Here is a 13,711-nt window from a genome sequence, read left to right on the forward strand (position 1 = left end):
GGGTAGGCGCTGAGCGCGGCGGTCAGCCCGCTGTAGGTGTAGAACGAGTTCCGGCTCGGGAACATCTGGTTGAACTGCGCCTCACTGACCACGAACCCGGACGGGTTGCCGCCCCCGCCGCCGCCCGCCGGCGCGTTCCACTTCTGGTTGGCGCCGCCCGAACAGGTCCAGATCTGCAGCCGGGTCCCGTTGGCGCTGTTGTTGTCCCGCACGTCCAGGCACTTGTTCGCGGCCGGGTTGACGATGTCGTGGGCAGCGGTGACCACCCACTGCTGGTTGGCGCCGCCCGAGCAGTCCCAGAGCTGCACCGACGCGCCGTCCGCGGTGCCGCGGTCGACGACGTCGAGGCACTTGCCGAGCGCGCGCAGGGTTCCGTCGCCGGGGTTGGACCAGATCTGGGCGTTGGTGCCGTTGCAGTCGTAGAGCTGTACGGCGGTTCCGTTGGCGCTGGCGGCGCCGGCCACGTCGACGCACTTCCCGGCGAGTCCGGTGATCTGGCCGTCGGCCGCCCGGGCGTCGGTCGTGGCGAACAGGGTGGCGAGGAGGGCGGCGAGGACGGCGCCGATCAGTGTGCGGCCGGGGGTGACGCGTCTGACGGGCATGCGTCTGGCGGGCATGCGTCTGGTGTGGAGGATGGCCATGGTGAACGCGGCTCCTTGACGGTGGGGGAAGCGGAATACGGACGCGACCGCCGGGCCGTCGAACGGCGTCGGCGAGCGGATCTTGCGCGGTCATGGCGGAGCGGATGGTGACATGACAAGCAGAGGGCCGGTCGGGGAGGCCGGCCCGGAGGGTGCTGCGACAGCTGGTGGGTGCTAGGTCTAGACCATGGCAGGCAGGGGTGGAGCCGTCAACTACCCCGCGACCACCGGCGCTTCGTGGCAGTCGGCCCGAGCGGGGGCCGGTTCCGCCGGTGCCGGAGGGGGCGGTGTCGCCGGTCCCCGGGCGGTGCTCCGTCGTGCCGCGGCGGGTTTCGGCCCCGGCCGGTCACGCCTCCGCGATCACCTCGCGGACCTCACGGTCGGCGTGCGAGTCCTCGCGTTCCGGCGGTCGCGGACCTGCGCCTTCGGGCAGGTGACGGTATTGGGTCGGCCGCCTGGCGCGGTCCGGGCCTCCTCGCGCGGGCCCGGACGGAAGACGGATGACGGGGGCGGAAGGCGCACGCTGTGAATTGCGCGGATATGCCCCTGTCCGCGCTCGGTATGATCCGAGTCAGTGGCCGGAGCGCGCGGCGGTGCGGCGCGACGCGGCCGTCGACGATGGGACGTGGGCGGATGGAGCTGGAGTTGCGGCATCTGCGTGTGCTGTGCGCGCTCGCCGATGCCGGGAGCGTGGGCCGGGCGGCGTCCGCCCTCGGCTACTCGCAGCCGGCCGTGAGCACGCAACTCCAGCGGATCGAACGCCACCTCGGCGAGCCGCTGTTCGAGCGCGGCAGCGCGGGAGTGCGCCCCACCGCTTACGGTGCGGAGGTCGTCGCCCAGGCACGGGACGTCCTCGCCCGCGCCAACGCGATCGGACGCCGCGCCCCGGCCGACGCCGCCCGAGCGGGCCGGACCCTGCGCCTCGCGGCCACCAACTCGCCCATGCTGTCCGGGACGGTGGCCCGGCTCCGTACCCGACTGCCCGCGGTGTCCCCCGCGGTGAGCAGTGTGTACGCCTCCTCGCGCATCGTCGAACTCCTGGAGGAGGGCGCCGTGGACGCGGGCATCGCCGCCGACTACCCCGGGATGGAACTGCGGCACTCCGCGGCCGTGGGCCACCGCGGCATCGTCACGGAGCCGGACTTCGTCGCCCTGCCGGCCCGCCACCGGCTCAAGGACGCGGACCAGGTCTCGCTCGCCGACCTCGCCGAGGACGCCTGGTTCGTGACGCCCGACGACGGAGCCGGCTGGCCCGGCGTCTTCTACACCGCCTGCACCGCGGCCGGCTTCACGCCCCGCACCGCGCACGAATTCCTCGGCGACCAGGCACAACTGCTCAGCATGATCGCCGAAGGTCTCGGGGTGTCCGTCGTCCAGGCGACGGTCCGGCCGATCCCGCACGTCGTGATCAAACCGCTGGCCGGTACGCCGCTGTGGTGCCGGTACGTGCTCGCCTGGCGGCGCACCGCGGTCGACGACCAACTGGCCGAGGCGCTGCACCAGTGCGCCACCGCCGCGTACCGTGAACTGGCCGCGCAGGCACCGCACTTGCGGACCTGGGCGGCGCGCACCTGGAACGTCACCGGGCCCTCTGGGCCCGGCCGTGGCCCGAGAGGCGCCACAGCCGGCTGACGGGACCGTTCGACCGTGGGCCAGACCGGCGTTCGGCTCCCGGTCCCCGGGCGCGGGACCGCCGCGGCGCCCCCGGTCAGAGGTTCACGGCCCGCATGCCCGCCTCGTCGTAGCGCTCACCCGAGACCTCGGGAAGTTCCGCGGCGATACGGGCCAGGTCGTCCGCGGTCAGTTCGACGTCGACCGCCGCCGCGTTCTGCTCCAGATAGCTGCGGCGCTTGGTCCCCGGGATCGGCACCAGGTCGTCGCCCTGGGCCAGCACCCAGGCGATCGCCAACTGCGCCGGGGTCACGTCCTTCTCCGCGGCGATCTCCTTCACCTTGGCCGCGAGGCGCAGGTTCGCCTCCAGGTTGTCGCCGGTGAAGCGGGGGCCGCTGCGGCGGAAGTCGCCCTCGTCGAGGTCGTCCGGGGAGGAGAACCGGCCCGCGAGGAAGCCGCGGCCGAGCGGGGAGTAGGGCACGAACCCGATGCCGAGTTCCCGGCACGTGGGCAGCACGTCGGCCTCCGGGTCGCGCGTCCACAGCGAGTACTCGCTCTGCACCGCGGTGATGGGGTGGACGGCGTGCGCGCGCCGGATGGTCGCCGCGCTCGCCTCGCTCAGCCCGATGTGCCGCACCTTGCCCTCGGCGACCAGCTCCGCCATGGCGCCGACGGTCTCCTCGATCGGCACCCTCGGGTCGACCCGGTGCTGGTAGTAGAGGTCGATGTAGTCGGTGCCGAGCCGTTGCAGCGAGCCGTGGACAGAGCTGCGCACATGCTCGGGCGAGCCGTCCTGGCGGCCGACAGTGCTCATGTCGCCGGGCACGGCGTCGTCCATCCGGAAGTTGAACTTCGTCGCGATCACGTACTGGTCGCGGCGGCCCTTGACCGCACGGCCGACGAGCGACTCATTGGTGAGCGGCCCGTACATCTGTGCGGTGTCCAGGAAGTCGATGCCCAGGTCCAGGGTGTGCTGGATGGTCCGCAGGCCCTCGTCCTGGTCGGCGGAGCCGTAGAAGGCGGACATGCCCATGCACCCGAGGCCGAGGGCGGACACCCGGAGATCCCGCAGATTGCGCTGTTCCATCTGACTGCCGGCCTTTCCATGAGGGTTTGATCCTTCGCTCTCCGGGACGCTACGAGCTGGAGTGCGCTCGATGTCAAGGTCTCGGGGCGGCGGCCGTACGGCCCGAGAGCTTGACGCGCAGGAGCGCGTGCGCAGGGAAGCGTCTGGGACGCGCGAAGGGTGTGCGGACCCCGGACGGCCGTGCCCGATGAACGGGCCGTGCCCGATGAACGGGCCGTGCCCGATGAACGGGCCGTGCCCGTACGCGCCTCCATCGTGCCTTTCCTTCCCCTGTGCCGCACTCCGTCCATGGCCTCGGACCGGCGCCGGGTATCGAACGTCCGTACGGGGGGATCGCCGCGCACAAGCCCGCCGCGGCTGCCACACTGACCGGGAGGACCGTCGGCCACGATCTGACGGACGGTGGTGGTGAGCGCCATGACCAGTCAGTACGAGGACCGCTCCGCACCGGACCCACCTGTCGACCCCCGCGGCGACCCGTTCCTCTGCACCCGCTTCACCGCCCCCGGCCTGCCCCCCACCTTCCTGCGCCGCGAACGCCTGGCCCGGCACCTGGACCAGGGCCTCGGCACGCCACTGACGCTCGTCGACGGACCGGCCGGAGCCGGCAAGACCCTGCTGGTCGCCGACTGGGCCGCACGCCTGGACCGGCCGGTCGCCTGGTTCACCGCGGAAGGGGCGGACCGGGCGCCCGGACTCTTCTGGGCCTGCCTGCTCCACGCCCTCAGGGCCGCCGGGCTGGGACCGTCGCCCGGCATCGGCTTCCCGGCACATCCCGACGGCGTGGACCGGGCCCTGCTGGCGCGCCTCGCGGCCGACCTGAGCGACCGCACCGGCCCCGCGATCGTCGTCGTCGACGAATTCGAGCGCGTACCCGACACGGACATCGCGGACCAACTGGAGTTCGTACTGCACCACGCGGCGGCGGGCCTGCGGCTGATCCTGGTCACCCGGAGTGAACCGCTGCTCCCGCTGCACCGCCACCGGGCAGCAGGCAGCATCACCGAGATCCGCGGCGCGGAACTGGCGTTCACTCCGCGGGAAGCGGCCACCCTGCTGGCCTCGCACGGTCTGCGGCTCACCGGCGAGGGCGCAAACGCCCTGGTCGGCCGTACCCGGGGCTGGGCCGCCGGACTGCGTCTGTGCGCCCTGGCCGCACGGCAGAGCCCCGATCCTGAGCGGTTCCTCAAGGAGTTCGAGGCCGGACACAGCGTCGTCGCCGACTATCTGCTCACCGAGGTGCTGCGGCGGCAGCCGGCCGCCACCCAGGACCTGCTGCTGCGGGTGAGCGTCGTGGAGCGGTTCCGGCCGGGGCTGGCGGACGCGCTGACCGGCCGGCACGACGCCGAACGGATCCTGGCCGGGCTGCGCCGGGAGAACGCGTTCGTCGAACCCCTCGGACGGACGTGGTACCGACTGCACCCGCTGTTCGCCGAGATCCTGCGGGCCCACCTGCGAGTGCGGCACCCCGGCCTGGAGACCGAACTGCACCGCAGGGCCGCACGCTGGCTGAGCCGCTCCGGGTCGCTCACGGAGGCCCTCGTGCACGGCTTGGCGCACAGCGGTCTCGGAGACGGTGGTGCCGGAAATGGCGGTTCCGGAAACCACGGACCGGTGGACGGCGTACCCACGGCCGACGGACCCGTCGGCCACGGACCCGCCCACCACGGACTCGCCCCGCACGGCCCCGACCTCCGGTCCGCGCCGGTCGTCGAGGAACTGAGCCCGCGCGAGCGCGACGTACTGGGCAGGCTCGCACAGCTGATGTCCACCGAGGAGATCGCGGCTGACCTGTACGTCTCCATCAACACGGTCAAGACCCATCTCAAGAGCGCCTACCGCAAGCTCTCGGTCAACCGGCGGGCGGACGCGGTGCGCCGGGCCCGCGAACGCGGCCTGCTCTGAGCCGTCGCGCCACCGCGGCCCACTCGGGCGCGCACCGTGCCCGCGCTGTGGGGGCGCGGCCTCACCTGCGCCGGGTGAGGCCGGGGCGGGCCGCGGGACGGGACGGCGCGTCCTGGAGCTGCGCCAGGGTGCCGGAATGAGCGGCCGCGTGGACGGGGCCGGCCCCGGCGGGTGGCGGGCCGGGGCAAAACCGCCTCGATCAGGGGTGCGCGGTCCCGGACCCTCCCGCCTTCTTCCTGGCGGTCCGGGACCTCCCCGCCTTCCGGTGGTTCCCGGCCTTCGCCGCACCGCCCGGCGCGTTGGAGGCGGCGTACGGGTCTGGCTCCGCCCCCGCGGGTGCCTCCCGCTCCAACTCCAGCCGTACCTTGGCGAGTTCACGCCGAGTGGCGGCGCTGACCCGCGGGTACCGGGGGTCGATGTCCCGCAGGGTGCGGACCAGCACCGCCGCCGCGCAGGCCCGCGCGAACCACTTGTGGTCGGCCGGGATCACATACCAGGGCGCCCACGGGGTGCTGGTCGCGGACAGCATCTGTGAGAACGCCTCCTGGTAGTCGTCCCAGCGCTCGCGCTCACGGACGTCCGCCGGAGAGAACTTCCAGTTGCGTTCGGGTACGTCGATGCGTTTGAGGAAACGGATGCGCTGCTCCTCCCTGGACAGGTTCAGGAACAGCTTCACGATCCGGAAGCCGTTGTCGCACAGGTATCGTTCCCAGTCGTTGATCTCCCGGTAGCGCCGCTCCCAGACGTCCGGCCCGCGTGCCTCGGCGGGCAGCTTCTGCCGGGCGAGGTTCTCCGGATGCACCCGTACCACCAGCACCTCCTCGTAGTGGGACCGGTTGAAGATGCCGATCTCACCGCGGGCCGGCAGCCGGCGGGCGTAGCGCCACAGATAGTCGTGGTCGAGTTCCTCGGCCGAGGGCACCTTGAAGCCGGCCACGTGGACGCCCTGCGGATTGACCCCGCTCATCACATGCCGGATCGTGCCGTCCTTGCCGCCCGCGTCCAGCGACTGCAGGCAGACCAGGACGCCGAAGGTGTCCTGCGCGGCCAGGCGCCGCTGGTAGTCGGCGAGCAGGTCGACACCGGCGCGCAGCAGCTCGACGCCGTCCTTCTTCTTCCGGATGCCCGCCTTGTAGCCGGGGTCGAAGTCGTCGGCCAGACACACCTTCGAGCCGGGTTCGACCCGCAGCGGCTCGATGAACTCCGTGCTCCGCCGGACCCTGTCATCCGCCATCGCCCGTACGTCCCTTCTCGCCGGGCACCGCCGCGGGTCCCCGTGTCCCCGCAGGATCTCCGAGCCGGCCGCCCGCGGCCTCACCCGCGCCGGGTGAGTCCGGGACCACGGGCCGCCTACGGTCCGTGGCGGGCGCGGCGCCCGGACGTCCAGCCCGGTGCGTACGGTCCGGCCGGGGCGCGGCTCAGCCGGGCCGGTCGGTGGCGGGGTCCTCGCCCTCACCGCCGGTGGCGGTGGCGATCAGCCGGTCGATCAGCGCGATCAGCACGTCCCGGCTCGACTCGCGTTCCCGCGCGTCGCACAGCAGCACCGGGGTGTCCGCGGGCAGCGCGAGCGCGTCCCGGATGTCGTCGGGTGCGTACGGATGCCGCCCGTGGAAGCCGTTGACGCCGACCACGAAGGGGATGCGCCGGCGCTCGAAGAAGTCGAGGGCGGCGAAACTCGTCTGCGGTCGGCGCACGTCGACCAGGACCACGGCGCCCAGGGCACCGATCGCCAGGTCGTTCCACATGAACCAGAACCGCTGCTGCCCGGGGGTGCCGAACAGGTACAGCACCAGGTCCGACCCGATGCTGATCCGGCCGAAGTCCAGAGCGACGGTGGTGGCCCGCTTCCCCTCGATGCCGTCGAGGTCGTCGACGCCCAGCCCGGCGGCCGTCAGCGTCTCCTCGGTACGCAGCGGGGCGATCTCACTGACGGACCCGACCATGGTCGTCTTGCCGACGCCGAATCCCCCGGCGATGAGGATCTTGACGGTGTCCGGAGCGGCGACCACCCCGGCGGGGGCCGTACGGCCGATCTTGCTGACCATGAGGCGGGATGCCTTTCGTCGAAGCGGGAGTGCCGACCGGACAGGACGACGGCCGCAGGAGCCGATGAGCCGCCCTTCGGCTCGGGGGCCGGCCCGACGGTCCTAGAGCCGGCCGAGACCTTCGCGCACCTTCCGCAGCAGTTCCAGGTCCGGTGCGCCGCTGGAGACGGGATGCGGCCGGTGGGTGGTGATCCGGCCCTCCTCCAGCAGGTCGCAGAGCAGGATGACGACCACGCTCACGGGAAGGTCGAGGTGGGCGGCGAGTTCCGCGACGGCGATCGGCCGGGCGCACCGCTTGAGGATGCGGGCGTGCTCGGGCTGCAGCCGGTCCGCCCAGGCGGGCTGCGGATCGATCGCGGTCACCGTCGTGATGAGGGTGAAGTCGGCGCGGCTCGGCCGGGTCCGCCCGCCGGTCAGGGTGAACGGTCGTACCAGGCGGCCCGCCGCGTCGCCTCCGTTCACCTCACACGCCGCGGTCGGACGCGGCGACGACGCCTGCGCGCGGCGCCGCGCTCAGGTGCTCGCCGATCTTCTTCACCAGCATGTTCATCTGGTACGCCACCACACCGACGTCCGCGCCCTGGCTGGTGAGGACCACGAGGTGGGCGCCCGGACCGGCGGAGGTCAGGATCAGGTAGCTGTTGGCCATCTCGATGAGCGCCTGGCGCACCGGGCCGCCGCGGAAGTCCATGCTGACGCCCTTGCTGAGGCTCATCAGGCCGGACGCGGTCGCCGCGAGGCGTTCGGCGTCGTCGCGCAGGAACCCGGTGGACTTGCTGACGACGAGTCCGTCCTCGGAGAGGACCACGGCGTGGTTCACCTCGGCGACCCGCTCGACGAGTCCGGTGAGCAACTGGTCGAGCTGGGTGTGCGTGGCGGGGATGGGGCGGGTCATGTCAGCGTCCTTCGTGAGCGGTCGGCGGGCGGAGTCGGCTGGGGAGGTCCCCGTTCTCGGGCGGGGGCGCGGGCGGCTCCGCGCCGTCCGCGCGGGCCTGCAGCGTGCCGCGCTGGAACCCGCCGAGGGAGGAGGCGGCGCGTTCCGCGGTGAAGTCGTCGAGTCCGCCGTTCCCCTCGGCCGGCGGCGCCTCCTCGCGCAGTTCCAGGACCAGACTCGTCTGCGGCACACGGCGCGGCAGCGGGGTGAGACCGCCCGGGGTGTCCTGCGCTCGGGGGGCCGCGGCGGGCCCGGCAGACCTGGCGTGCCGGGCCCGCGGGACGACGGCCGTCGCCTGCCCCGTCCCGTTCACCGCGCCGGTGACGGCGTCCTGCCGCGTGCCGTGGTCCGTGTCGTCCGCGTGCGGACCGGGGACCGCCCGCCCGGCCGCGCCGGGGCTCTCGCGTACGACGATCTCGTGCGGTAGCAGGACGATGGCCATGGTTCCGCCGTACGGCGAGGGGCGCAGCGTGACGGCGATCCCGTGGCGGTCGGCGAGCCGGGCGACGACGAACATGCCGAGCCGCAGGTCGTCGGCGAGTCCCACCACGTCGAACTGGGGCGCCTGCGACAACTGGGCGTTCATCGAGGCGTAGTCCTCCTCGGACATGCCGAGGCCGCGGTCCTCGACCTCGATGGCCAGTCCCCTGGCGACCATCGCGGCCCGCACCCCGACCGGGCTGGGCGCGGGGGAGTAGGCGGTCGCGTTGTCGATGAGTTCGGCGAGCAGGTGGACCACGTCCGCGACCACGGGCGGGGCGAGACTCACCTCCTCTTCGGTGTGCACCTCCACCCGCCGGTACTCGGCGACCTCGCCGACGGCGCTGCGCAGGATGTCGACCAGGGAGACCGGCTCGGTCCAGCTGCGCCGGGGCTGCTCGCCGCTGATGATGACGAGATTCTCCTCGTAGCGACGCAACTGGCTGGCCGTGGAGTCCAGTTCGTACAGGGCCTGGAGGACGTCCGGGTCGTTGTGCTGCCGCTCCAGCGCGTCCAGCTTGCTCAGCTGGAGGTTGACGAGATTCTGGCTCTGCCGGGCGATGCCGAGGATGACCTTCTGGAACCCGCGCCGGGTGTCGGCGAGTTCGACCGCGGTGTGCACGGCCGTGCGCTGTGCGGTGTTGAACGCCTGTGCCACCTGGCCGAGTTCGTCACCTCCGTAGTCCAGCGGCGGGGTGGCCTCCTCCACGTCGACCCGTTCGCCCCGCTCCAGCCGGGCGACCACCTCGGGCAGCCGCTCCTCGGCCAGGCCGAGCGTGGCCTCCCTGAGCCCGTGCAGCCGCCGGGACAGCGAGCGGGTGATCCGCCAGGACATGCCGGCGCACAGCAGCAGGGCGACGAACCCGCCGACGCTCAGTGAGCCGGCCTTGACCAGCAGGTCGTGCGCCCTCGCGGTGCTGCGGTCGAGCAGCCCGGTCGTCTGACCCTGGATCAGACCATCGTATTCGTCGCTGAGTTCGGTCACCGCGGTGTTCCACTGCCCCTGCGCGTCGGGCAGCGCGATCCGCCCGTCCGTGCCGTCGGCCGTGGCCCGAGCGGAGAGGATCTTGTCCTCGATGCCCTCCAGCCTCTTCCAGGCGCCGCTCTGGAGGATCTGCTCGGCCTGCGTCTTGGCGTTGTCGCGCAGCGCGGGCACCACCTGGTCCTCGATCAGCCAGCGACGGGTGTTCACCAGCCGGGTGAACACGGCCCACCGGTCCCCGTCCAGGTGTCCGGACGACCAGGCCATGGTGAGCAGCGCGTCCTCCTGGGAGACCTGCTCCGCCGCGTGCTCGACGGCGACGAGCGGCATGGCCTCCGAGGTGAGTTCGCCGTCGTCGACCTGGGACAGCCCGAGGAAGGCGTGGATCTGGTCGTCGATGATCGTGCTGTACTGGTCCAGCACCTGTTGGGCGGTGATGTCGGTGGGGTCGTCGACCTGGCTCCGGTAGTACTCCAGGCTGCCGATCGACCCGATGACCGAGTACATGCGGTCCTTGATCCGGGACGGTGCCTCGCGGATCTCCTTCGCCTGCCCGACGAGTTCGGTCACGGCCGCGTCCGTCTGCTTGCGCTGTGTGTCGAGCGCCGCCCGGGAGCCGTGCGGAGAGGCGAGCCAGGCGGCGGACAGCCGGCGTTCCCGCTGGAGGGCGAGGGTGGCCTCGGTGCCCATGGCTCCGGTCGACCGGCTCAACTGCGCCTGTGACCGCAGCCGTAGTCCCTCCGAGAACATCTGGGTCGTGGTGGCGCCCCAGATGACGGCGAGGGTCACGCTGGGCACGAGGGCCAGCAGGATCAGGGAGAGACGTATGGAGCCTAGACGGCGCCGGGCGCCTGTCCGTGGAGACATCGTCGTCCTAGTGCGGTCTTCGTCGGGCGGGGGGAGGGGGGCGGGGAGAGAGACGGGTGGGGGGTGAGCGCGGCGGGTGGTGGGTGTCCCGTGCGGCACGAGGGGTGCGCGAGGATGTTATCCGTACAAGTGACCCCAGGTGCCGCACATGCTCGAATCGTTGGCGTGGACTGGGGTGAACCGGCCGGTCAGCGTGTCCCGTTGGCGGCGAACTGGGCCACCTCGGCCACGTTCGTCTTGGTCACGAAGGCGGGCCCGGTGAGTACGGGCGACTCCCCGCCGCCACTGATGTTGCCGTTGGTCCGGTACAGCCACAGCGCGTCCACGGCGAGATAGCCCTGGAGGTAGGGCTGCTGGTCCACCGCGAACTGCACGTCGCCGCTCTGCACGGCCTTGACCAGGTCGTCGTTGAGGTCGAAGGTCGCCACCCGGGCCCGGCTGCCGGCCTCCTTCACCGACTTCACCGCGGCGAGCGCGAACTGGGCGCCGTTGGTGACCACTTCGTCGATGCCGGGGTCCTGGCGCAGCCGGGCGGCGATGGATTCGGTGACCGTGGTCATGTCGGTGCCGTCGACGTAGGCGAGGGAGGTCTGGCCGCCGAACGTCTTCTTCACCCCGGCGCAGCGGGCCTCCAGGGCGATGTTGCCGCGCTCGTGGATCACGCACAGGGTGCGCTTGGCCCTGAGGTCGTCCAGCTTGTCGCCGACCGCCCGGCCCGCCACGCTCTCGTCCTGGCCGAAGTACTCCAGTGCGCCGCTGGACTTCCAGTCGTCGATGCCGGAGTTGAGGGCCACGACGGGGATGCCCGCCTTCTTCGCCTCGGTGATCGGGGCCTTCATCGCCTCGGGCTTGGCCAGTGTCACGGCGATGCCGTCGACCTTGTCGCGGATCGCGTCCCGCACCAGCTCTGCCTGCCCGGCACCGTCGGGGTCGTTGGCGTACGTCAGCTCGACGTCGTCCTTGGCCGCGGCGTCCGCGGCTCCCTTGCGTACCCGGTCCCAGAAGGCGTCCCCCCGGTCGCCGTGGCTGACCATGGCTATCTTCAGCCGGGCGGTGCCCGCTGCGCGGGTGTCGGCGGCCGACCGCGTGGCGCCGGCGCCGGAGCAGCCGGCGACCAGCAGGCAGCCGGCCGCCGCGGCGGCGGTCAGCGCCGCGGAGTGCGTCGGCCTGCCGGGCGCGGGACGTGGGGGAGACGTGTTCATGGGGGTGCGGCACCTCGCTGTGCGGCCGAGCCAGGGGGAAGGGAGCGCGGTCCCGGTGCTCGGGCGTGGCCCGCCCGGCCCGCTCTCCCCGCTGGAGCCAATCGTGTGTGACCGCGGGTAGTCAAGTGTGCCAATGGTGTGAGGGGTGGTCGGTGCCACATCGTGATGCGGTGGATGCGGTGCGGGACCGTAGAAGTCGGCCGAATCGGCACCGAGTGCCGCAATGTCGCCGTGGTGAGACGGTCACGGTCCGCACATGCGTGGGTGCTCGCCGCCGGGAGCGCGGTCCCGGGTGCGCGGACCCCGGTCCCGTGGACACCCGGGGACGCGGTCGGCCGGAACGCCGCCGGCAGCCGCCGGAAGAACGTCGCGGGCAGGCCCGAGGGCCGCCCGGGGTGACGTTGTCGGGGCGCGTCAGCGGTGGTCCAGGGGGCGAGGACCTGGTGCGGGCGTGCTCAGGGGACGGTTGTCCCGGTGGCGGTCCCACCGTCGCCGGTGCTCGGCTGGCAGGTGGGACACAGCTCGTGCAGTCCGTCGAAGGTGACGACGGTTCCCCAGCCCAGGCAGTGCTCGCAGTCGCGGGCAAGGCTCAAGTCCGGGTGGGGAGGCAGGAGGGGGCTTTGGTGGGCTCCGTGTGCCATGACGGGGTGCGGCTCCTCGAAGTCGCGGTCGCGGTTAATCCATTTTGTCCTTTTTGTTCGCGTCTGTCAGTGGTGAGTGTCACTGAGTGCCAGAAAAAGTCAGCCGAGGCGTCCGAGCCGGGCTTCCTGCCACAGGTCGACACCGCCGTCGGTGGCGTACTTGTCGATCTCGGCCAGCTCCTCGGCGTCGAGGTCGGCGTTCTGCAGCGCGGCGACGTTCTGCTCCAGCTGGTCGACCCGCGAGGCGCCGATGACCAACGAGGTGACGCGCCGGTCACGCAGGGCCCAGACCAGGGCCAGCTGCGCCAGGGTCTGCCCGCGGCGGTCCGCGATGTCCGCAAGGGCGCGCAGCCTGCGCAGCATGTCGTCGGTGAGCCAGGCGCGGTCGAAGGACTTGTCCTGGGCGGCCCGCGAGTCCCCGGGGACGCCGTCGAGGTACCGCCCGGTCAGCAGCCCCTGCGCGAGCGCGGTGAAACCGATGATGCCGAAGCCCTCCTCCTGGGCGAGGTCGAGCAGACCGTCGGCCTCGATCCAGCGGTTGAGCATGTTGTAGGAGGGCTGGTGGATGAGCAGCGGGGTGCCCAGCTCGCGCAGGATGGCGGCGGCCTCGCGGGTGCGCTCGGCGTCGTAGGAGGAGATGCCGACGTACAGGGCCTTGCCCTGGCGCACCGCGGTGTCCAGCGCCCCCATCGTCTCCTCCAGCGGCGTGGTCGCGTCGAGCCGGTGGGAGTAGAAGATGTCCACGTAGTCGAGCCCCGTGCGGCGCAGCGACTGGTCCAACGAGGCGAGCAGGTACTTCCGCGAACCGCCGCCCTGTCCGTACGGGCCCGGCCACATGTCCCAGCCGGCCTTGGTGGAGACCACCAGCTCGTCCCGGTACGGCGCGAGGTCCCGCTTCAGCAGCCGCCCGAAGTTGATCTCCGCGGAGCCGTACGGGGGGCCGTAGTTGTTCGCCAGGTCGTGGTGGGTGATCCCGAGGTCGAACGCGCGCAGCGCGATCTCGCGCTGGGTCTCGAACGGCCGGTCGTCACCGAAGTTGTGCCAGTAGCCCAGGGACAGGACGGGCAGGTCCAAGCCCGAGCGTCCGGTCCGCCGGTAGCGCATGGGGCCGGCGTAGCGCTCGGGGCTTGCGACGTGGTTCATCGGTCTTCTCCGGGTGAGGGGCACGGGGCGGCCCGTGCGGACGGGCTCCCGTCCACCCTGCTCCGCCGGGATCCCGAAGTCCAACCGTACGATCGCATCGGATTCAGCGCGGGCACTTCTCAATCCCGTGGCCCCCGCACACCGCCGCGCCGCCCCGGTGCCAGGACCGGGGC

At 72.2% G+C, this 13,711-nt stretch carries 12 protein-coding genes and 1 pseudogene; 3 read left to right on the forward strand and 10 right to left on the reverse strand.

Annotation, left to right across the window (positions count from 1 at the left end; all coding sequences use genetic code 11):
* Window positions 1-617, reverse strand: a 617-nt coding sequence (locus ACFC09_RS44735; protein ID WP_376538746.1) for a ricin-type beta-trefoil lectin domain protein, incomplete at its 3' end; no start/stop codon positions are given.
* Window positions 618-1,274: 657 nt separating this feature from the next.
* Here ACFC09_RS44735 and ACFC09_RS44740 point away from each other — a divergent pair.
* Window positions 1,275-2,273, forward strand: coding sequence for a LysR family transcriptional regulator (locus tag ACFC09_RS44740; protein WP_376538726.1), 999 nt, complete (start codon window positions 1,275-1,277; stop codon window positions 2,271-2,273).
* 76 nt (window positions 2,274-2,349) lie between these two features.
* Here ACFC09_RS44740 and ACFC09_RS44745 read toward each other — a convergent pair whose 3' ends face one another.
* Window positions 2,350-3,339 (reverse strand): aldo/keto reductase, encoded by a 990-nt coding sequence (locus tag ACFC09_RS44745; protein ID WP_376538728.1) that lies wholly within the window; start codon window positions 3,337-3,339, stop codon window positions 2,350-2,352.
* 417 nt (window positions 3,340-3,756) lie between these two features.
* On the opposite strand from ACFC09_RS44745, the pseudogene ACFC09_RS44750 reads away from it, so the two are divergent.
* A pseudogene (locus ACFC09_RS44750) lies at window positions 3,757-4,896 on the forward strand (AAA family ATPase); the annotation flags it as partial.
* Between the two features lie 57 nt (window positions 4,897-4,953).
* On the forward strand, window positions 4,954-5,244 hold the full coding sequence (locus ACFC09_RS44755; protein WP_376538748.1) for a helix-turn-helix transcriptional regulator: 291 nt from the start codon (window positions 4,954-4,956) through the stop codon (window positions 5,242-5,244).
* 199 nt (window positions 5,245-5,443) lie between these two features.
* Here the strand turns inward: ACFC09_RS44755 and ACFC09_RS44760 are convergent, their stop codons facing one another.
* The 8 genes from ACFC09_RS44760 to mgrA all read right to left on the reverse strand — a co-directional run bounded on the left by ACFC09_RS44760 (window position 5,444) and on the right by mgrA (window position 13,538).
* The gene (locus tag ACFC09_RS44760) at window positions 5,444-6,478 is read right to left on the reverse strand and encodes a polyphosphate kinase 2 family protein (RefSeq protein WP_376538730.1); all 1,035 of its coding nucleotides are present in this window, start codon (window positions 6,476-6,478) and stop codon (window positions 5,444-5,446) included.
* 184 nt (window positions 6,479-6,662) lie between these two features.
* The gene (locus tag ACFC09_RS44765) at window positions 6,663-7,289 is read right to left on the reverse strand and encodes an ATP/GTP-binding protein (RefSeq protein WP_376538732.1); all 627 of its coding nucleotides are present in this window, start codon (window positions 7,287-7,289) and stop codon (window positions 6,663-6,665) included.
* A gap of 102 nt (window positions 7,290-7,391) precedes the next feature.
* Window positions 7,392-7,751 (reverse strand): DUF742 domain-containing protein, encoded by a 360-nt coding sequence (locus tag ACFC09_RS44770; protein ID WP_376538734.1) that lies wholly within the window; start codon window positions 7,749-7,751, stop codon window positions 7,392-7,394.
* Between the two features lies 1 nt (window position 7,752).
* Window positions 7,753-8,184, reverse strand: a complete 432-nt coding sequence (locus ACFC09_RS44775) for a roadblock/LC7 domain-containing protein (protein WP_376538736.1) — start codon at window positions 8,182-8,184, stop codon at window positions 7,753-7,755.
* Window position 8,185: 1 nt separating this feature from the next.
* The gene (locus tag ACFC09_RS44780) at window positions 8,186-10,552 is read right to left on the reverse strand and encodes a nitrate- and nitrite sensing domain-containing protein (protein ID WP_376538738.1); all 2,367 of its coding nucleotides are present in this window, start codon (window positions 10,550-10,552) and stop codon (window positions 8,186-8,188) included.
* Between the two features lie 188 nt (window positions 10,553-10,740).
* Window positions 10,741-11,754 carry a substrate-binding domain-containing protein gene (locus ACFC09_RS44785; RefSeq protein ID WP_376538740.1) on the reverse strand — a complete coding sequence of 338 codons (1,014 nt, stop codon included), beginning with the start codon at window positions 11,752-11,754 and terminating at the stop codon, window positions 10,741-10,743.
* Between the two features lie 455 nt (window positions 11,755-12,209).
* Entirely contained in the window at window positions 12,210-12,395 is a 186-nt protein-coding gene (locus ACFC09_RS44790; protein WP_376538742.1) for a hypothetical protein, read from the reverse strand.
* A gap of 99 nt (window positions 12,396-12,494) precedes the next feature.
* Complete coding sequence (gene mgrA / locus ACFC09_RS44795) at window positions 12,495-13,538, reverse strand: L-glyceraldehyde 3-phosphate reductase (RefSeq protein ID WP_376538744.1); 1,044 nt, start codon at window positions 13,536-13,538, stop codon at window positions 12,495-12,497.
* Window positions 13,539-13,711 lie beyond the last annotated feature (173 nt).

Origin of the sequence: Streptomyces sp. NPDC056161 (assembly GCF_042268025.1) — a bacterium.
Classification (GTDB): domain Bacteria; phylum Actinomycetota; class Actinomycetes; order Streptomycetales; family Streptomycetaceae; genus Streptomyces.